Annotated in this window: 19 protein-coding genes and 1 tRNA gene; 12 read left to right on the top strand and 8 right to left on the bottom strand. The window is 70.0% G+C overall.

Going from position 1 to position 17372, the window contains the following annotated elements:
* Window positions 1–4: 4 nt before the first annotated feature.
* Complete coding sequence (locus JF886_RS06885) at window positions 5–700, bottom strand: hypothetical protein (RefSeq protein ID WP_337310896.1); 696 nt, start codon at window positions 698–700, stop codon at window positions 5–7.
* Entirely contained in the window at window positions 697–3114 is a 2418-nt protein-coding gene (locus tag JF886_RS06880) for a penicillin acylase family protein (RefSeq protein WP_337310894.1), read from the bottom strand. The genes JF886_RS06885 and JF886_RS06880 overlap by 4 nt, the downstream gene beginning before the upstream one ends.
* An 88-nt stretch (window positions 3115–3202) precedes the next feature.
* Here JF886_RS06880 and gcvT point away from each other — a divergent pair, with 88 nt between their 5' ends.
* Together gcvT and gcvH are read left to right on the top strand one after the other, a co-directional pair.
* A complete protein-coding gene (gene gcvT / locus JF886_RS06875; protein ID WP_337310892.1) occupies window positions 3203–4321 on the top strand; it encodes a glycine cleavage system aminomethyltransferase GcvT in 1119 nt (372 codons plus the stop codon).
* On the top strand, window positions 4322–4696 hold the full coding sequence (gene gcvH / locus JF886_RS06870; protein WP_337310890.1) for a glycine cleavage system protein GcvH: 375 nt from the start codon (window positions 4322–4324) through the stop codon (window positions 4694–4696).
* 107 nt (window positions 4697–4803) lie between these two features.
* On the opposite strand, the gene JF886_RS06865 is transcribed toward gcvH, so the two are convergent.
* Window positions 4804–4880: transfer RNA gene (locus JF886_RS06865), tRNA-Val, on the bottom strand.
* Window positions 4858–6042, bottom strand: a complete 1185-nt coding sequence (gene nicT, locus JF886_RS06860) for a Nickel transporter NicT (RefSeq protein WP_337310888.1) — start codon at window positions 6040–6042, stop codon at window positions 4858–4860. The genes JF886_RS06865 and nicT overlap by 23 nt, the downstream gene beginning before the upstream one ends.
* A gap of 219 nt (window positions 6043–6261) precedes the next feature.
* On the opposite strand from nicT, the gene rpsF reads away from it, so the two are divergent.
* The 6 genes from rpsF to serA all read left to right on the top strand — a co-directional run bounded on the left by rpsF (window position 6262) and on the right by serA (window position 11488).
* Window positions 6262–6720, top strand: coding sequence for a 30S ribosomal protein S6 (rpsF, locus tag JF886_RS06855; protein ID WP_337310886.1), 459 nt, complete (start codon window positions 6262–6264; stop codon window positions 6718–6720).
* Complete coding sequence (locus JF886_RS06850) at window positions 6720–7196, top strand: single-stranded DNA-binding protein (RefSeq protein WP_337310884.1); 477 nt, start codon at window positions 6720–6722, stop codon at window positions 7194–7196. The genes rpsF and JF886_RS06850 overlap by 1 nt, the downstream gene beginning before the upstream one ends.
* A complete protein-coding gene (gene rpsR, locus JF886_RS06845) occupies window positions 7197–7427 on the top strand; it encodes a 30S ribosomal protein S18 (protein ID WP_337310882.1) in 231 nt (76 codons plus the stop codon).
* Window positions 7428–7547: 120 nt separating this feature from the next.
* Entirely contained in the window at window positions 7548–8585 is a 1038-nt protein-coding gene (locus JF886_RS06840; protein WP_337310880.1) for an N-acetylmuramoyl-L-alanine amidase family protein, read from the top strand.
* An 84-nt stretch (window positions 8586–8669) separates the two neighbouring features.
* Window positions 8670–9851, top strand: coding sequence for a pyridoxal-phosphate-dependent aminotransferase family protein (locus JF886_RS06835; RefSeq protein ID WP_337310878.1), 1182 nt, complete (start codon window positions 8670–8672; stop codon window positions 9849–9851).
* Window positions 9848–11488, top strand: coding sequence for a phosphoglycerate dehydrogenase (gene serA / locus JF886_RS06830; protein ID WP_337310876.1), 1641 nt, complete (start codon window positions 9848–9850; stop codon window positions 11486–11488). Before JF886_RS06835 ends, serA begins: the two co-directional genes overlap by 4 nt.
* 10 nt (window positions 11489–11498) lie before the next feature.
* On the opposite strand, the gene JF886_RS06825 is transcribed toward serA, so the two are convergent.
* Both JF886_RS06825 and JF886_RS06820 read right to left on the bottom strand, forming a co-directional pair.
* Window positions 11499–12458 carry a glycosyltransferase family 2 protein gene (locus tag JF886_RS06825; RefSeq protein WP_337310874.1) on the bottom strand — a complete coding sequence of 320 codons (960 nt, stop codon included), beginning with the start codon at window positions 12456–12458 and terminating at the stop codon, window positions 11499–11501.
* Window positions 12455–12625, bottom strand: a complete 171-nt coding sequence (locus JF886_RS06820; protein WP_337310872.1) for a hypothetical protein — start codon at window positions 12623–12625, stop codon at window positions 12455–12457. The genes JF886_RS06825 and JF886_RS06820 overlap by 4 nt, the downstream gene beginning before the upstream one ends.
* Window positions 12626–13023: 398 nt before the next feature.
* Here JF886_RS06820 and JF886_RS06815 point away from each other — a divergent pair, with 398 nt between their 5' ends.
* The 4 genes from JF886_RS06815 (at window position 13024) to trxA (ending at window position 15389) form a co-directional block, all read left to right on the top strand.
* Window positions 13024–14298: a DUF1015 family protein gene (locus JF886_RS06815; protein WP_337310870.1), complete on the top strand. Its 1275-nt coding sequence runs from the start codon at window positions 13024–13026 to the stop codon at window positions 14296–14298.
* A 43-nt stretch (window positions 14299–14341) separates the two neighbouring features.
* A complete protein-coding gene (locus JF886_RS06810) occupies window positions 14342–14596 on the top strand; it encodes a ribbon-helix-helix protein, CopG family (protein WP_337310868.1) in 255 nt (84 codons plus the stop codon).
* A 61-nt stretch (window positions 14597–14657) separates the two neighbouring features.
* On the top strand, window positions 14658–14990 hold the full coding sequence (locus JF886_RS06805; RefSeq protein ID WP_337310866.1) for an FmdB family zinc ribbon protein: 333 nt from the start codon (window positions 14658–14660) through the stop codon (window positions 14988–14990).
* Window positions 14991–15059: 69 nt separating this feature from the next.
* Entirely contained in the window at window positions 15060–15389 is a 330-nt protein-coding gene (trxA, locus tag JF886_RS06800; RefSeq protein WP_337310864.1) for a thioredoxin, read from the top strand.
* Window positions 15390–15519: 130 nt separating this feature from the next.
* On the opposite strand, the gene JF886_RS06795 is transcribed toward trxA, so the two are convergent.
* Window positions 15520–16821 (bottom strand): bifunctional folylpolyglutamate synthase/dihydrofolate synthase, encoded by a 1302-nt coding sequence (locus JF886_RS06795; protein ID WP_337310863.1) that lies wholly within the window; start codon window positions 16819–16821, stop codon window positions 15520–15522.
* A complete protein-coding gene (locus JF886_RS06790) occupies window positions 16812–17369 on the bottom strand; it encodes a hypothetical protein (RefSeq protein ID WP_337310862.1) in 558 nt (185 codons plus the stop codon). Before JF886_RS06790 ends, JF886_RS06795 begins: the two co-directional genes overlap by 10 nt.
* Window positions 17370–17372: the final 3 nt, after the last annotated feature.

Here is a 17372-nt window from a genome sequence, read left to right as displayed (position 1 = left end):
GATTCTAGGCTGCGGTCGCAGCCTGTACCGTCTGCGCGCACATCCCTGCGGACGTGCTCACCCCGCGCCGATGGAAGCCGATGTGCACACCGTCGGGTTGCACACTCACGCAGTCCAGCGCGCGCGACAGCGCCTCCAGCGCGGGGTTCGAGGCAAAGAGCGCCGTGAGGTTGAGCGACGCCGATCCCCGCGGGTTGAGCCGGTCGCCGATGAAGCCGGGAATGCCCAGTTGTCCGACAGCGTACTTGTCGGCTTGCGCGGTCACCTGTGGGGCCGCCGCGGGGTTGTTGAACAGCAGCTGATACCAGGCCACGGCGGTGACGCCGAAGGGACCCACACTGGTGTCGGCCGACACCACCACCTCGCCGTTGCGAATCCGCGCCTGCGGGTTGCGAAAGCGGTCGGGTGACGGGTTGCGGGCGCTGGCGATCACGGTGAGGTCACGCTCGCTGACCGTCACCACCGCATGATCGCTGCCGAGCAGTTGCGTCGCCGCGTCGCCGCCCAGCGCCGCGGCGATCACGGCCTCGCTGCTGCCGTGCACCGTCCCACCCGGCGCCGCGCCGAGGTCGGGAGCGGCCAGGGCGCGCGAGCCGACGACGATGCTGCCGGCGATCAGCACCACCAGCAGGATCAGCCCGAAGCAGCACCCGCGCACCAGTCCTGCCTGCGCAGCGTGCGAACGTCTGCGCGCGATCATAGGCGCGACTGCGTGGCGATGAGACCACGCTCGCGAGGCACCAAGCGCAGCCTGCGCCGCCCGGCAAAGGCGGTCTCGCCCCAGCTCAGCGGGAACTGCTGGTTGTGTGCCCAGCGTTTGGAGAGATCGTGGTGATGGCGCGAGAAGCGGTGCCCGGACTGCCCAGGGTAGAGAACACCGGTGCAGCCGTTCTCCCAGTCGCCGACGTCGAACACCTGGCGCCACGATGGTGCGAAGAGTCGCGTGCTGAAATCAGTGCCGGGGCGCGCGCCGGTGGCCATCACCGTGTCGACGCTGCCACCGACGACGATGGCGGGTGCGTTGAGCAGCGGGTGGAGCATGCGTCGCACCGCCAGTGGATGGCGCAGGCGAAGCCGGTGCACCCGCCCCCAGCGCCAGCGGCGCACCCCGCCGAGGCTGCGGCGCAGGTCGGCGACGGCGTCCTCGAGCGCGTCGGCGGCAACCTGGTTCCAGGTGGTGAGCCCGTCAAAGATCGACTCGTCGCCCGCCTCCCAGCGCTCCACCAGCATGGGCGTGGCCCGGCCGGTGAGGTTGGCGGGGTACTCGAACAGCGGATGGGTGACGTCGAACCCTGCGGCGACGCCCCAGGCGTCGCCACACAGCGGCCGGAACGCGTGCTCGGCGAGCCGGCGCATGAACGCTTCGTACACGGTGGGCTCGACACGATCGGGAGCCATCCGGCCATCCCACGCCACCATCCGCAGGCGCATCGCCTCGGCGAGCTCGACGGTGCAGCTCACCCCGCCGAGCAGGCGCGCGACGGTGGTGGCCGGCGGCGAGACCACATCCATCTGCACGGTGCGCATGTACGCGGCGTCCATCTGATCACGCCCGAGCAGCTCCCCGAGGCGGCGGGCGCGGTACCCGGCCATGTAGTCGCTGGCGATGTAGTGGGGAAAGCTGGGGCCGACGATGCGGTTGTTGGCGGTGATCACCACACCCTCGGGCGGATCGAGTGCCTGCGGAACCTCGTCGACGGTGAGGAAGCGCTCCCAGAGCACTCGGCCCTGCCAGCCCGGTGTGGGCAGACCCGATGGCCGCCGCCGGCGCAGCGGGATGCGTCCATTGCAGAAGTAGCCGATGTGGCCGTCGACGTCCGCATACACCGCGTTCTGTGAGGGTGCGTCCAGCGACGCGAAGGCGCTCCGAAAGCTCATCCAGTCGGCGGCGCGTTGCAGCTTGAGCGCGCTGTCTGCCGCGCACGCGGGGGTCAGCGCGGTCCATTGCAGGGCGAGCCCGAGCCAGCGCCCGCCGGCGACGTCATCGCAACGCTCCACCACCGGCCCGTGCCGGGTGATCACGACCTCCTCGACTTCGTCGGGGCGATCTTTGACGCGGATCACCTCGCGGGCGATGCGCGAGCTCTCCCAGCCTGTTTCCGTGCGGAAACGGTTGCCCGACGGGGCGTCGAACTGTTCGACGACCAGGTCCTGGCAGTCGGCCATGGAGTTGGTGTAGCCCCAGGCGATGCGGCGGTTGTGGCCAATGATCGGGAAGGGCTGGCCGGCGAAGGTGACCCCGGTGGACTCGAAGTCGTCACCGGCGCGGACGTGCGCAGCGAACCAGATCGACGGCAGCGTCGGCTCGAGGTGGGGATCGTTGCAGAGCAGGGCGCGCCCGGTGGTGGTCCGACGCGGCGCCACCGCCCATGCGTTGCTGGCGCCGACCGCGCTGGGAAGCCAGCGGGCTGCCTCCTGGTACAGCGCCAGCAGGGATTCGGCGGCGCCGGGGCCGGCGCTGGCTGCGGTGGCCGCGAGGATGGTCGGGTTGGTCTCTGGGTACACCAGCTCGAGGCGGGCCGCGATCTCCGGACCCACCTCCTGCACGAGCCGGAGACGCTGCAGCTCGCTGTCCCAGTTGAGGCTGAGACCGAGGGCGATCAGCTTCGCGCAGGCGATGCTGTCCACCGGTCGCCATGGCTCGGGGCGCATGCGCAGCATGGAGAACTCCATGGGCAGGCGCCGGCCGCCCTCGATGATCGTGTTGATCCCCGCGGCGTAGGCCTCGAGCATCACCCTGGGCTCGCCGTCGAGGAGGTCGGCCTCCTCCTTGGCGACGCGGCGCAGTCCGACGCGGCGGAGGAAGCGGTCGGCAGCCACCCCGTCGAGGCCGGCCATCTCGCTGATCCGGCCGGATGCCACACGCCGGGTGAGGTCGAGCTGCCAGAGCCGCTCCTGGGCGTGAACGACGCCCATCGCGAACGCGGCGTCCTCCATCGAGGCGGCGTCCACGTGGGCGACGCCGAGCCGGTCGCGGACCACGCTGGCGGGTGCGTGCAGTCCGGTGACCGTCAGGGTGCCCCGGGTCGCCGGCCGGCCGCGGCGGAGCAGAAGGGCCGCCGTCGCCAGCGCTGCGATGAGCAGGGCGGCCACGATTGCGGCGGCGACGATCATCGGGCTCCCCCGTCGTGAATCGGCTGGATGGTACCCGCCCGAGGGATGGCTACCAGGCTCATCGCCGGGCCCTACACTCGCACGCCTGATGGGCCGTCGCACGCCACTCTACGACCGCCACGTGGCCGCCGGGGCACGGATGGTCGATTTCGCCGGGTACGACATGCCGCTGCAGTACAGCGGTATCCGCGACGAGCACGTGGCGGTGCGTCAACGCGCCGGCATCTTCGACGTGAGCCACATGGGCGAGGTCACCGTCCGCGGTTCGGGTGCCACGGGTTTCGTGCAGCGGCTGGTGACCAACGACGTCAGCAGGCTGGAGAGCAATCAGCTTCTGTACTCGGTGATGTGCAACGAGCAGGGGGGCATCATCGACGACGTCATCGTCATGCGTGGCGCCGAGGACAACCACTTCGTGATCGTGGTCAATGCCTCGACGCGCGAGAAAGACGTCGCCTGGATGCAGGGCCACGCCGACTCCGGCACGGACGTCGTCGACGCCAGCGACCGCCTCGCGCTCATCGCCGTGCAGGGACCCCGAGCCGTCGACATCCTGGAACCGCTGGCTCGCGTCGACGGAGGAGGCGACCTGCGCGAGCTGCGCCCCTTCTTCGCCAGTGGCCTGTCGCTGGCAGGCGTCACGGATGCGCAGGTCCAGCGCATCTCGCGCACCGGCTACACCGGCGAGGACGGCTTCGAGATCTACATCGATGCCGGCCGCGCCGGCCAGGTCTGGGACGCGATCATCGAGGCCGGAACGGCACACGGCCTGCTGCCGGCCGGCCTGGGCGCGCGCGACACGCTGCGCCTGGAGGCGGGGCTGCGCCTGTACGGTCAGGACATGGACGAGGACACCGATCCGTACAGCTGCGGGCTGGGCTGGACCGTGAAGCTCGACAAGGGCGAGTTCATCGGCGGCGAGGCGCTGCGGGCGCTGCGCGAATCGCCACCGCGTCGGTTTGTCGGCCTGCGTCTCGGTCCGCGCAGCATCGCCCGCCATGGCCACGCCGTGTTCCAGGACGAGGTGGAGATCGGCACCGTTACCAGCGGCACGTTCGGCTTCACTGTCGGCACCGCCGTGGCCATGGCGACGGTCGATCCCGATTTCAAGAAGGGCGGCGAGATCGCCGTCGACATTCGTGGAACGGAGGCGGACGCAGAGGTGGTTCCTCTGCCCTTCTACAAACGACCCAAGGGAGATGGATGAGTGCCTGACCTCAGCGAATACCGCTTCACCGAGAGCCATGAGTGGGTGCACGTCGAGGGCGGCGTGGCCACCATCGGAATCAGCGACCACGCCCAGTCCGAGCTCGGCGACGTCATCTTCGTCGAGCTGCCCGCCGTCGGAACGACGCTCAAGGTGGGCGACAAGTTCGGCACCATCGAATCGGTGAAGGCGGCCAGCGACCTCTACGCACCGATCGGAGGCACCGTCACCGGCGTCAACGACCAGCTCAGCGACGCTCCCGAGCGGGTCAACGCCGACCCCTACGGCGAGGGCTGGATGATCCGGCTCAACAACGTCGATGACAGCGGCGCCAAGCTGCTCGACGAGGCCGCCTACAAGGAGCTAGGGGGCTGAGTTCCGTTCCCCCTGCGCAATCCGTCGGCGCAGGCGACTTCACGTCGCCGGAGCCGACACCGCTGAAAGGGGGGTGCCCGAAGGGGGGACCTGTCCCCCCTTCGAATTGGTGGTCAGCGGGGGATTCGAACCCTCGACCTCACGGATGTGAACCGTGCGCTCTAACCAACTGAGCTAGCTGACCGCGGCTCGGCGGGATCGGAGTCTACCGGAAGGCTCAGGGAGATTCCGCCGGGGAGGGTGAGCACGGGCGGCTGTTCCGGCTCAGCTGCCGCGGGGGTTAGCGCCCAGCGCTCCTCGATTCGGGCGAAGCGCCACACGGCAAGCGCGCCGAGCCAGGTGATCACGAACATGCCGACGATGATGAAACCGACCGTGTTGAGGTTGATGGAGCTAAGGAAGCCCCAGGCACCGCCCTGCAGGTTCAGTGTCTGGCCGAGGATGCTGAGCAGCTCCACGGTCCCCACCATCAGGGCCACAGCGACCGACAGGCCGGTGATGGTGAGGTTGTAGAACACCTTGCGGACCGGCTTGGAGAAGGCCCAGCCGTAGGCGACGTTCATGAACGCGCCATCCGCCGTGTCCATCAACGACATGCCGGCGGTGAACAGGATCGGCAGGCACATGATCGCGTACCACGGCAGCCCGCTCGCCGCGGCACCGCCGCCGATGGCGAGCAGGCCCACCTCGGTGGCGGTGTCGAAGCCGAGGCCGAAGAGCAGGCCGACGGGATACATCTGCCAGCTCGACCGGATCGAGCGCGCGATCGGGCCGAGCAGGCGGTTCATCAGGCCACGCTCGAGCAAGCGCTTCTCGAGCGTCGGCTCGTCGAACTCGCCGCGGCGCATCTGCCGGAAGATGCGCACGATGCCGACCAGGATGACCAGGTTGATGGCGGCGATCGCGTACAGGAAGAACCCACTCACACCGGTGCCGATCAAGCCGCCCACACTGTGCAGGGCGCTGCCCGAGGTGCTCACCTGTGTGGCCACCGCGCCCGCGGCGACGGCGATGATCGCGGTCAGCGCCACGACGATGGTGCTGTGCCCAAGAGAGAAGAAGAAGCCTACCGCCACGGGCCGCTTCCCGTCCGCGATGAGCTTGCGCGTGGTGTTGTCGATCGCCGAGATGTGGTCGGCGTCGAACGCGTGGCGCAGGCCGAAACCGTACGCGGTGAGGCCGATGCCGACTCCGAACACCTTGGCGTCGTACCGCGGTCCGCTGAGCAGCAGGAGGACGCCGAAGCCGACGACGTGGAGCGCGAGCACGGCCGCGTAACAGAGCCCGAGCCGGATCCACTCCGCTCGCGAGAGGGTGCGGCGCATGCGCCCCAACTTGTTGAACATCGGGCTCCCTGGCAGGCCGGGCGGTCCCTTGCGATGCTAGCGCAGCTGCGACCCTGTTGCACTTGAGGATCGGCCGAAGGCGCCCTGCTGGTATGCTCCCGAGCGTCCTCGCGGGACAGATCAGAGAAGCTTTCCTGCATCCGGCGCTGCCTGCCAGCCACCTCGGCACAGCTCCAGGTCCGGATGCCGCGAGCCCACGGGAAAGGAGGTGCGCGCATGGTGCGCGACTACGAACTCATGTACATCGTCCGGCCCGAGCTCGATGAGGAGGGGCTCCAGGCCGCGGGGGACTCCGTCGAGCAGCTGATCACCGGCGCCGGCGGCACCGTGGTGCGCACCACCAACTGGGGGCGGCGCCGCCTCGCCTACGAGGTCGACCACCTCCGCGACGGCCATTACATGCTCTTGCACATCCGCCTCGACGGCGCCCGCGTCCGCGACGTGGAGCGCGCCCTGGCCATCCACGAGACGGTCTTCCGTCACCTGCTGGTGGTCCGCGAAGGGGCCGAGGACGATGCCGAGCCGGAGACGGTCGACGGTGCCGGGACCGGCGCCGAGGCCGCGCCGGCGCGTCAGGCAGTTGTCGCCGCCGAGGCGGACGATGATGATGACGAGGACGACGATGAAGCCGACGACGAGCCTGCCGCGCTGGCCGCCGCCACTGAGGAGGAGAACTGATGTCCGGCTCGCTCAACCGCGTAATGCTGATCGGCCGCCTGACCCGCGACCCTGAGCTTCGCTTCACCCCCAGCGGCACCGCCGTCTGTAACCTGGCGCTGGCCACCAACCGCTATGGGCAGGACGCCAGCGGCGAGCGCCGCGAGTTCACCGACTACCACGACATCGTGGTCTGGAACCAGGGCAATCGCAAGCTCGCCGAGCTCTGCGGTCAGTACCTCCAGAAGGGCCGCATGGTCTACATCGAGGGACGCCTGCAGACCCGCTCGTGGGATGACAAGGACACCGGCGCCAAGCGCTACAAGACCGAGGTCAACGCCAACGACGTGCAGTTCCTCGACAGCCGCCAGGACGGCGAGGGGGGGGGCCGCGGCGGTGACGCCGGCCAGCCTGCCACCGCCGGTGCGGCCGCCGGCACGCCGGCGCTGGGCGTCAACGCCGGCGGCGACGTCGACCCGGACGACATCCCCTTCTAGATGCCTGATTACGATCGCCGCCGCCGTAAGGTCTGCAGCTTCTGCCTGGAGCACGCCGAGGTCATCGACTACAAGGAGGTGGCGCGCCTGCGTCGCTACCTCAGTGACCGGGGCAAGATCCTGCCGAGGCGCATGACCGGAACGTGCGCGCGCCACCAGCGCCGCCTCACGACCGCGCTCAACCGCGCCCGCCACATCGCGCTGCTGCCCTACCAAGCGGAAGTCCGCTAGAGCGAAGGGGGAACTGCGTTCCCCCTCGGGCACCCCCCAGTAGCGGTGTCAGCTCCGGCGACGTGAAGTCGCCTAGCTCACGGGCCAAACGGGCAATAGCGCGATATGCTGCGGGCGGCCATGCGCCATCCGGCGACACGTCTTCTCCACGTCCTGCTCAGCGTCCCGGTCCTCGCCAGCGCGATGGTGATCGCCGCCTCGCCGACCGCGCACGCCCAGGCGGCGGCGCCCACCCCGCTGGTGGTGGTCATCGATCCGGGCCATGGGGGCGCCATCAACCCGGCCCAGCCGGACATGCCGTTCGACCCGGGTGCGATCGCGCCCAGCAATGGCCTCATGGAGAAGGACGTCACCCTGGCGGTGTCGCTGCGGCTCCGCGCTCTGCTCCGGCAGGACGACGTCAACGCCATCCTCACCCGCTCCGACGACCGCTCTCTCGACGTCCAGCAGCGCAGTGCCACCGCCAACAACAACGGCGCCGCCGTCTTCGTCAGCGTTCACTTCAACTCCTTCACCGACGGCGGCCCGAACGGCTCGCTGGTGCTCTACCCGAAGGACACCGACCTCTCGTTCGCGCAGACGATGAGCGACGCGATGGGCGCATACCTCAAGCCGCTCGGCGTCGTCAACGACGGAGTGGTGCTGCGCGACAACTGGTGGATCCACACGGAGATGCCCACCGTCACGGTGGAACCGGCTTTCCTGAGCAACACCCGCGAAGCCTCGCTGATTGCCACGCCGGGCTTCCAGCAGGTGCTGGCGATGTCGATCCGCGACGGCATCGAGAAGTACGCCCCGCAACTGCTCCAGCGCAAGGCCCAGATCGTGGCGTGGAACACGGCGCACCCCGAACACCCGGTGACGCCGGCAACCACAGCTCTCTCTGTCCATGCGGCTGCCCCGGCGTCCGCGGGATGGTTCGGCACCCTGGTCCGCTACACGCTGGTGCTCGCGCTGTTCGCGGCAGTGGTGCGCTGGCCGCGCACCGCCTGGGTGATGGTGCGCGCCGACCTGCGCTTCACCCGCGCCACCATCGACCGGGTGGTGGTGCGTCGCAACGCCAAACGCCGGCGGCGTCGCGCCGTGGCACTGCGCGCGCTCGAGGCGCACGCGCAGCGATTCGCCCGTCCGCATCACGTCTACGACGAGCTGTTCTGAACCGCGCGCCGTCGTCCGGGCAGTCCGGCGAGGGGCGCTTGGTAGACTGCTGCCAGACGTCCAACGTGCACGCTGGGAGCAGACATGGCATTCGCACAACAGCTCCGCGTCCCCGGCCCCACCCCTCTTCCTGAGCGCGTCGTGCGGGCGGCAAGCCGACCCATGATCAACCACCGCGGGCCCGAGTTTGCGGCTCTGTTGCGCGATGTCGAGGAGGGCCTGCGCTGGGCGCTGCGCACCGAGAACGACGTGCTCATCTTCCCCTGCAGCGGGACCGGCGGCCTCGAGGCGGCGGTGGTCAACCTGCTCAGCCCCGGCGAGCAGGCGCTGTTCTGCTCGATGGGTTCCTTCGGCGACCGCTGGGCCGACATCGGTACCGCGTACGGCGCCGACGTGCTCCGCCTCAAGGTCGAGGCCGGTGAACCGATCGACCCCGAGGACGTCGACCGCATCCTTGCCGAGCACCCCGGCGTCACCACCGTGTTCGTCACCCACAACGAGACCAGCACGGGCGTGACCAACGACCTTGCTGCGCTCGCCGCGGTGGTCAAGGGTCGCGGCAAGCTGCTCGCCGTCGACTCGGTGAGCGGCGCCGGCTGCATCCCGTTGGAGACCGACGGATGGCACATCGATGCGCTCATCACCGGCTCGCAGAAGGGATGGATGGCTCCTCCCGGGGTCACCATGCTGGCGGTCAGCGCCGACGGTTTCGCCCGCGCCGAGAAGACCACCACGCCGCGCTGGTATCTCGATTTCGCGCGCGAGCAGAAGTTCCAGAACAAGTCGCAGACGTACAGCACGCCTGCGGTGTCCGTCCTCTACGCCATGCAGGAGGGGCTCGCGATCATGCGAGAGGAGAGCATGGACGGGGTGTGGGCACGCCACGCGCGCGTCGGCGAGATGGTGCGGGCCGGCGTCGACGCGCTCGGGCTCAAATTCCTTGCCGCAGAGGGCTATCGCAGCAACACGGTCACCGCGATGCACAGCCCGGTGGACGGACCTGACGCGCTCAAGGATCTGCTCGCCGCGCTGCGCACCCGCCACGGGCTGGTGCTCGCCGGCGGCCAGGGTGACCTCGCCGGGAAGATCTTCCGCATCGGCCACCTCGGGATGATCGATGAGGGGGACGTGTACAGCATCCTCGCCACCCTCGAGCAGGGCCTGCAGGAGAGCGGGATGCGCAGCCGCGTCGGCCTCGCCGTGCCCGCCGCCCAGGCGGTGGTGCGCAGCGTCCAGGTCAGCGAACAGCCCGCCGGCGTGGGGTGAGCATCCAGACAGAGGCGCCGCTCTCGCAGGAGTCGCCTGCCGAAGGGCAGGAGGTCGACGTGCTGCGCATCCTCGTCGCCGACCCCATCGCCGCCGATGGTGTCGAACGGCTGCGCGCGGCCGCCGAGGTCGACGTCGCCACTGGTCTCGATCCCGCTGAGCTGATCGCGCGCATCGCCGGCTACGACGCGCTGGTGGTGCGCAGCGAGACCAAGGTGACCGCCGAGGTGTTCGCAGCCGCGACGCGGCTGCGCGTTGTCGGGCGCGCCGGGGTCGGCGTCGACAACATCGACATCGAGGCGGCGACGCGCCACGGCGTGCTGGTCCTCAACGCCCCCACGGGCAACACCATCGCCGCCGCTGAGCACGCGATTGCCATGATGCTGGCGCTGGCGCGCAACATTCCCGCCGCCGACGCCTCGCTCCGGGGCGGACGCTGGGAGCGCTCCAAGCTGATGGGCGTGGAGCTGCGCGATCGCACCCTCGGCGTTCTCGGCCTCGGCAAGATCGGCTTCGAGGTGGCTCGGATCGCCGGCGAGGGGCTGCGCATGCGCATCCTCGCCCACGACCCGCTGGTGACCCACGAGCGCGCTGAGCAGGCCGGCGCGGAGCTGGTCGATATGGAGACGCTGCTCGCCGAGAGCGACGTGCTCACCGTCCACGTCCCGCTCACCGAGCACACTCGCGGCTCCATCGGTGCCGCCGAGTTGCGTCGCATGCGTCCGGGCGCTCGGGTCATCAACGTGGCGCGCGGCGGGATCATCGACGAGGCCGCACTCGCGCAAGCCGTGCGCGACGGGGTCATCGCCGGCGCCGCCATCGACGTGTTCACCAAGGAGCCCGTGCCCGAGGGACACCCGCTGATCGGCGTCGACGGCATCGTGGTCACGCCGCACCTCGGGGCCAGCACCGCCGAGGCGCAGGTGAACGTGGCCGCGGACGTCGCCGACCAGATTGTCGAGTACCTCCGCGGCGGTTCACCGCGCTACGCGGTCAACGCGCCGGCGGTCAACCCGGAGGAGCTGGCCCGGCTGCGCCCGTATCTCGAGCTGGGTCGGAAGATGGGCTCGCTCGCGGCGCAGCTCAGCAGTGGCGGCGTGCAGAGGGTGATCTGCAGCTACGCCGGCGAGCTCGCCGCCGTCGACACCACCTTGGTGACCGCCGAGGTGCTGCGCGGCCTGCTCGGCCACTTCACCGACACGCGGCTGAACGCCATCAACGCCAAGACCGTGGCGCGTTCGATGGGCGTCGACGTCGACGAGCACACCACCACCCGAAGCGTCGACCACGCCAACTCCGTGTTCGTCGAGGTGGTCGGCGAGCGCCGCCTGCTCGTGGCCGGCACCCACTTCGACGGGGTACCGCGGATCACCCGCATCGACGACTTCCGCGTCGACATGCAGCCGTCCGGCACGTTCCTGGTGGTGCAGCACGAGGATCGTCCGGGTGTCATCGCAGCGGTCTCCTCACTTCTGGCCAGCAACGACATCAACATCGCGCGCATCGAGCTGGGTCGCGACCATCCCCGCGGCCGCGCGGTGATGCTCATGGAGATCGACGACGCGGTCGACGGCGCGCTCCTCGAGCGCCTCGCCACGGTCGCCAACCTGGAGCAGCTTCGCCAGGTTCGCCTCTAAAAAAGGCGGGCTACGCCGGTCCGCGCCGCCGCGCGCGAAGCCGCTTCACAGGGGTCGCGGCGCGCAGCAGCCGGTTGTCGCCGTAGCGCACGCCGCGGCGGCTGACGCGCAACCAGAGCGCCCCCCACGAGAGCAGCCCACGCTCGCACAGCCAGGCCGGCGCGCACAGCGACGTGTACCAGGGAAAGACGCGGCGCCCGCCCGCCCGCCGCCTGCCGGCCTCGGCGGCGACAACGGACACGACGGCTGCGGCGGCAACCGCCCGCCTGCCTCCCAGCAGAGAAGCAGGGATGATGGCGAGCATCGCCGCGAGCCGGTATGGCTGGGCGAGGTCGTCGTACGCCTGGCGGGGCCGCTGGCCGAGGAAGTGACGCACCGTCGGTGGCCGGCGGGCCACCAAGAGGTCGGGCGCGATGTGGACAGACCCGCCGCTCGCGATGACGGTGCGCACCAGCTCGCAGTTCTCGAAGAGGACGTCGCCGTCGTATCGCGGCGTCGCCGACAGCGCGGTGCGGCGCAGCACCAGCGTGCCCGGCCAGTCGTGCGCGCTGGCGCGGTTGAGCAGGATCCGTCCCGTGTCCCACGCCGCGTGCCAGGTCATCGGCGCGAAGTAGTTGGCGGGCACCAGCACATCGCATCCGCTGAGAGCGGCGGCGGCGCGGGTCAGCGTCTGCGCGTCCCAGCGCACGTCGTCGTCGGCGATGACCACAGTGTCGTGGCGTGCGCGGCGTAGCCCGGTGAGCACGGCCCACGCCTTGCCGTTGGTGCAGCGGTCGCTCGGGTGCGGTGCGACATGGGTGGCGAGATCCGCGAACAGCACCGCGTGGCGCGCGAAGATCGCCGGTGGTGAGCCATCGACAATGAGCACCTCGACGTGCGCGGTCAGCGCCGCGAGGTATCGTGCGAGCTCTCCCTCAGCCCCCTCGGCGACGCGGTCGCGACGCAGGGGCAGCAGGTAGGTGAGCGTCACCGCTGCGCGATCACCTCGATGTCGATGGGCTTGAAGGTGCCGTTGTTGGACTCCTCGGCAGAGCAGGCGGTCACCCCCACGACCAGCGCGATCTCAGCGCGCAGCACCATTCGCGCGCCGGCGGTGGACAGCGGAGGCTGGACGGCGATCTCAGATGTTATAGTCACACTACAAGATTACCGTATATTGCTCAGTGGTGTGTTGGCAGACCTCGGCGCGGCTCGCGGGATGCTGGTGACCAGCTCGACCGGCACGGTGACCCGGTATTTCGTTGATCCCCACTTGGTGCTGGCCGGCGCCTCCGACGGATCACGAGCCGGGGTACCGGGTCGCGCCCGATAGTCCGGCGAGCAAACGCGCCGCTGCGCAGGCAGCGCAAGGAATCGTCCAGAGCGACGTTTCTATCATTGGGTCGGCGGCCGCTTGGCTGTCGAGAGAGCACCTGCCTTTCAGGAAGGGAGACCGAGGCGGGGGGAACCACTCCCTGCGACCTTACGGCTGGCGCCGCCCGACCCACCATCGCTCTCGTGCTGCCGGCGCGGCCTCTTCACGCAGACTCGCCGGCATGGCAGACGTTCGGCCGCTCCGCGGCATCCACTTCAACCCTGACCTGGTGCACCTCGGCGGCGTCCTGGCTCCCCCGTACGACGTCATCGACGACGCCCAGCGCGAGGAGCTGTACGGCCGCGACCTGCGCAACATCGTGCGGATCGACTTCGGGCGGCAACTCCCCGGCGATGAGCCCGGTGTCAGCGACCGCTACACCCGCGCCGCCGAGCACCTTGCAGCGTGGCTCAGCATCGGCGTCCTGGTCCGCGACCCGGAGCCGTCCTTCTATGTCACCGAGCACCGCTTCCCGGCGCCCGACGGCTCCGACCGGGTCCGGCGCGGGCTCATCGCCCGGGTGCGGGCCACCGCCTGGGAGGACAGCGATCTCCGCCCCCACGAGCACACCCTGCGCGGCCCCAAGGAGGACCGCCTCGCGCTGATGCGCGCGACCTCAACCCAGACCAGCCCGGTGTTCGCCGTGTGGCAGGGCGCCGCGGAGATGGACGCGCTCCTTGCCGGCGCGGCCGGCGGTCGCGGCCTACTCGGCGGCCGCATCGACGGCGAGATCGGGTCGGAGAAACATCTCCTCTGGGTCGTCAACGACCCGCCCCAGGTGCACGCCATCGAGGAGGCGCTGCGCGGGGCCCGGCTCTACATCGCCGATGGCCATCACCGCTACGAGACCGCGGCCGCCTACGCCGCCGAGCGGGCCGCGGCCGGCGACGAACCGGACGCCGACTCGCAGTTCGCCCTGGTGTACCTGGCCGACGCGAACGATCCCGGCATCAGCCTTCTGCCCACCCACCGGTTGCTGCTGTCCAGGGCCGGCGCCGCGTTCAGCCTCGACGATCTCTGGATGCGCCTTGACGACGGCTGGGACGTCGCCCCCAGCGATGACCTGGCCGCAGCCGGTGCGGCGGCGGCCGCGCAGCGGGACGGACACCACGCCTTCGCGGTGCGGGCACGCGACGGCGCGGCGGTGCTCTCCCGGCCGCGCAGCTCGGGACGGGGCGCGTGCGCGGCGCTCGACGTGGTGGTGCTCCAGGACCAGGTGCTCGGCCCGGCGGGGGCTGACGGGGCGGCGATCCGCGAGGGCGCGCTCGCCTACACGCGCTCACTGCCCGAGGTGGACCGCGCCGTCGCCGCGGGCGAGGCGGTGCTGGGCTTCGGGGTCAACCCCGCCACCACCGCGGAGATGATCGCCGTCGCCGACGCGGGTGAGGTGATGCCGCAGAAGTCGACATACTTCTATCCAAAGGTGCCCACCGGGTTGGTGCTGTCGCCGCTCTAGTGACGGCGATGCCCGCCACCCCCGGCCGCGTACGATCTGCCGCATGTCCCGCCGCATCGCCATCTCCGTCGACGACGACATCCTCGAGGCGCTCAACGCCCACACCCGCGGCTCACCGCTCAGCCGCAGCGAGCTGATCAACGTGGCCCTGCGGCGTTTCCTGCGCGCCGAGCGGCGCGTCGCCCGTCTCAACGTCAACGGCGCCGAGCAGGCCCGCGGGATCGCCAGCGGCACGGTTCCGTCGCACCGTCTCGAGGGTCACCTGCTCCGGATGCGCCACGGTCCCTGGGAGAATTGACGCCGCGTTTGGTGCGCCCGGCCGTAGGGTAGCTTTCTCAGTGGAGCCATCAGGAGACAGAGTGCCCATCTACGGTTATCGCTGCCAGTCGTGTCAGGGCGAGTTCGAGGTGCAACAGCGCATGAGCGATCCATCGCTGGCGGCCTGTCCGGACTGCGGCGGCGCGGGCACGCGGCTCTTCTACCCGGCCGGCATCCTCTTCAAGGGCAGTGGCTTCTACAAGACGGACAGCCGCTCGACGGCGGCAGCAGCCTCGGCGTCGAGCGACAAGCCCGCCAGTGAAACCGCCGCCGACTCCACCAAGCCGGCGGCCCCCGCCAAGGAGTCACCGGCCCCCGCAGCGACCCCGAAGCCGGCCGAATCAACCAAGCCCGCCAAGGCCGCGACCGACTGAACCCCGCAAGAACGAACCCTTTGCCAGAATGAAGGCGCCCGTCCCCCGGCGCCAAACCAGGAGAGATCGATGTCCCACCCCCTCACGGTCACCGACACCAACTTCAAGCAGGAAGTGCTGGACTCCGACGTGCCCGTGCTCGTCGACTTCTGGGCATCGTGGTGCTCGCCCTGCAAGATGATCGCGCCCATCGTCGAGGAGCTCGCCGGTGAGTACGAGGGCCGCGTCAAGGTCGCCAAGGTGGACGTCGACGCCAACCCGATCACCCCGGGGATGTTCGGGATCATGAGCATTCCCACGCTCATGGTTTTCCGCGGTGGCAAGGCCGAGGAGCGCATCGTCGGCTACCAGCCCAAGCAGTCGCTCAAGGCCAAGCTTGACGCTGTCCTCGTGGCGTAAACAAGAGGTGCCCCTCCCGGGGCGAGGTCACGGGGGATGAGCGCCTTCGGTCAAAGCCGCGCTGAAGACGCGAGGAGCTAACCCGCTTCGCGGGTGGATCTCCTCGCTCGCGGCACATTCCGTGCGGCGCTCATCCCCCGCGCCCCCGCCCCAAGGACCCGACGGCTTGTAGAGCCTCGCCCGCTACGTAGAGCGAGCCTCCGGCCACTACGACGCCTTCGGGTCCTGCCGCGCTTCGCGCGATATCTAGCGCTGATGCAACGTTCTCTGCGACGCGCGCGCCTGTGCCCCATCGCCTCGCCAGGTCTCCGCCAGGCGCTGCGCGCGCGGTGGCGGGTGCGGTGAAGATGACGTCTTTGGTGAGCGGGCGGAGTGCTGCGAGCATGTCGTCGAGCTCCTTGTCGGCCATCGCCCCGAAGACCGCGACCGTGTGATGACCGGCGCACAGCGGGATCGCGGCGGCCACCATCGCCGCCACCGCCTCGGTGTTGTGGCAGCCGTCGATGAGCAGCGGCGGCGATCCGTCGATCCACTGCATCCGTCCCGGCCAGCGAACCGCAACGGCGCCGGCGAGGATCGCCTCCTCGGGAATGCTCGTGCCGCGTCGTCGAAGGACGCGCGCGGTATGCGCGGCGACCGCCAGGTTGCGCCGCTGAAAGCCACCGATGAGCGGGCTGAACAGGTGCAGCACCGGTTCTCCGATGTTGACGGTGATCCCGGCGCGTCCGCGCTCTTCGCCGTCCCAGGGCAGGTCGGTGCCCACCGCCGCCAGTGAATGCGCCCCGCTGCGTTCCGCGGTGGTGCGGATGACGTCAAGCGCGAGGGCGTCGGCACCGGTGACCACGTCGTTGCCGCGCTTGATGATCGCCGCCTTCTCGGCGGCGATGCCGGCGATGTCGTGGCCGAGCTCGGCGGCATGGTCGACGGCGATGCCGGTGATCACGGCGACGCCAAGGTCGAGGACGTTGGTACTGTCCAGCCTGCCGCCCAGCCCCACCTCGCAGATGAGCAGGTCGGGCTGCACCGTGTGCGCGGCGAGGATGCCGGCGGCGGTCACCACCTCGAACACCGTCGGCGAGCCGTGGGCGCCCACCATGCCGGTGGCGGCGTCGAGCACGGTTGCGATGAGGTCTGCGAAGCCCTGCTCCGCAATGGGTTGTCCGTCGACCGCGATGCGTTCGGTCCACGACAGCAGGTGCGGTTTGGTGAGCATCACCGTGCGCAGCCCCGCACAACGCGCCATGGAATCGAGCAGCGCGCACACCGAACCCTTGCCGTTGGTGCCCGCCGCCAGCACGCCGCGGAGTCCCTTGTGAGGGTTGCCCAGTACGGCAAGCAGTGCTTCGATGCGTTCGAGGCCGAGCTTCATGCCGCGCCCCTCGAGCGCTTCCAGCGCCTCCAGCGCGCCCGGATAGTCGAGAGTCAACGCCACGGCCAGGTCGCGGTCATCGCCTCATCCGACGCCGGTCGCACCACCACCCTGCGCAGCCACTGCAACCAGGCACGCCGCCGCGGCGCGCCGTCGTCGATCGCTTCGACGGAGGGGACGCGGAGCAGCCGGCCCGTCTGGTGCACCAGCGCTGCCTGGAACTCCTGGTACTCGAGAAGCGTCGGCGCATCCACCACCGCCTCAGCGGCGCCGTCACCGGCAACCACGAATCCGAAGACGCGGCCGCGCTCGTGGTCGAACGTGGACCGCGGGGTGACGCTGATGGCGTCTGCGGCGGGCAGCAGCGGCGCCAGTCTCTCCAGCCAGGCACGCTGCGGATCGGCCGCGGAGTCGACGCTGTCAAACACGAACAGCTCGCCGCTCAGAGCGGCGACGGCGGCGCCGAACTGGCTCCAGTACAGGAGATCGGAGCCGTTGAGCGCGACGCTGCCGAGGTCGGACCCACTGTCGTCCACGAAGCTGACCATGAAAGGACGGGCGTACGGCTTGCGCGCCTCGTGTTCGGACCAACGCAGGCGTAGGGTGGCCACGAG

It is taken from the genome of Candidatus Aeolococcus gillhamiae (assembly GCF_016464765.1).
Lineage (GTDB): Bacteria > Chloroflexota > Dormibacteria > Aeolococcales > Aeolococcaceae > Aeolococcus > Aeolococcus gillhamiae.
Note: the sequence above shows the minus strand (reverse complement) of the source record. Positions and strands in the feature narration are given on the sequence as shown.

What these genes read in the sequence shown, in the direction of transcription:
- JF886_RS06840 (WP_337310880.1), top strand. Translation starts at nt 7,548, where the DNA reads ATGCGCCATCCGGCGACACGTCTTCTCCACGTCCTGCTCAGCGTCCCG.
- JF886_RS06810 (WP_337310868.1), top strand. Translation starts at nt 14,342, where the DNA reads ATGTCCCGCCGCATCGCCATCTCCGTCGACGACGACATCCTCGAGGCG.
- JF886_RS06815 (WP_337310870.1), top strand. Translation starts at nt 13,024, where the DNA reads ATGGCAGACGTTCGGCCGCTCCGCGGCATCCACTTCAACCCTGACCTG.
- JF886_RS06835 (WP_337310878.1), top strand. Translation starts at nt 8,670, where the DNA reads ATGGCATTCGCACAACAGCTCCGCGTCCCCGGCCCCACCCCTCTTCCT.
- trxA (WP_337310864.1), top strand. Translation starts at nt 15,060, where the DNA reads ATGTCCCACCCCCTCACGGTCACCGACACCAACTTCAAGCAGGAAGTG.
- JF886_RS06880 (WP_337310894.1), bottom strand. Translation starts at nt 3,114, where the DNA reads ATGATCGTCGCCGCCGCAATCGTGGCCGCCCTGCTCATCGCAGCGCTG.
- JF886_RS06850 (WP_337310884.1), top strand. Translation starts at nt 6,720, where the DNA reads ATGTCCGGCTCGCTCAACCGCGTAATGCTGATCGGCCGCCTGACCCGC.
- JF886_RS06885 (WP_337310896.1), bottom strand. Translation starts at nt 700, where the DNA reads ATGATCGCGCGCAGACGTTCGCACGCTGCGCAGGCAGGACTGGTGCGC.
- rpsR (WP_337310882.1), top strand. Translation starts at nt 7,197, where the DNA reads ATGCCTGATTACGATCGCCGCCGCCGTAAGGTCTGCAGCTTCTGCCTG.
- gcvT (WP_337310892.1), top strand. Translation starts at nt 3,203, where the DNA reads ATGGGCCGTCGCACGCCACTCTACGACCGCCACGTGGCCGCCGGGGCA.
- nicT (WP_337310888.1), bottom strand. Translation starts at nt 6,042, where the DNA reads ATGTTCAACAAGTTGGGGCGCATGCGCCGCACCCTCTCGCGAGCGGAG.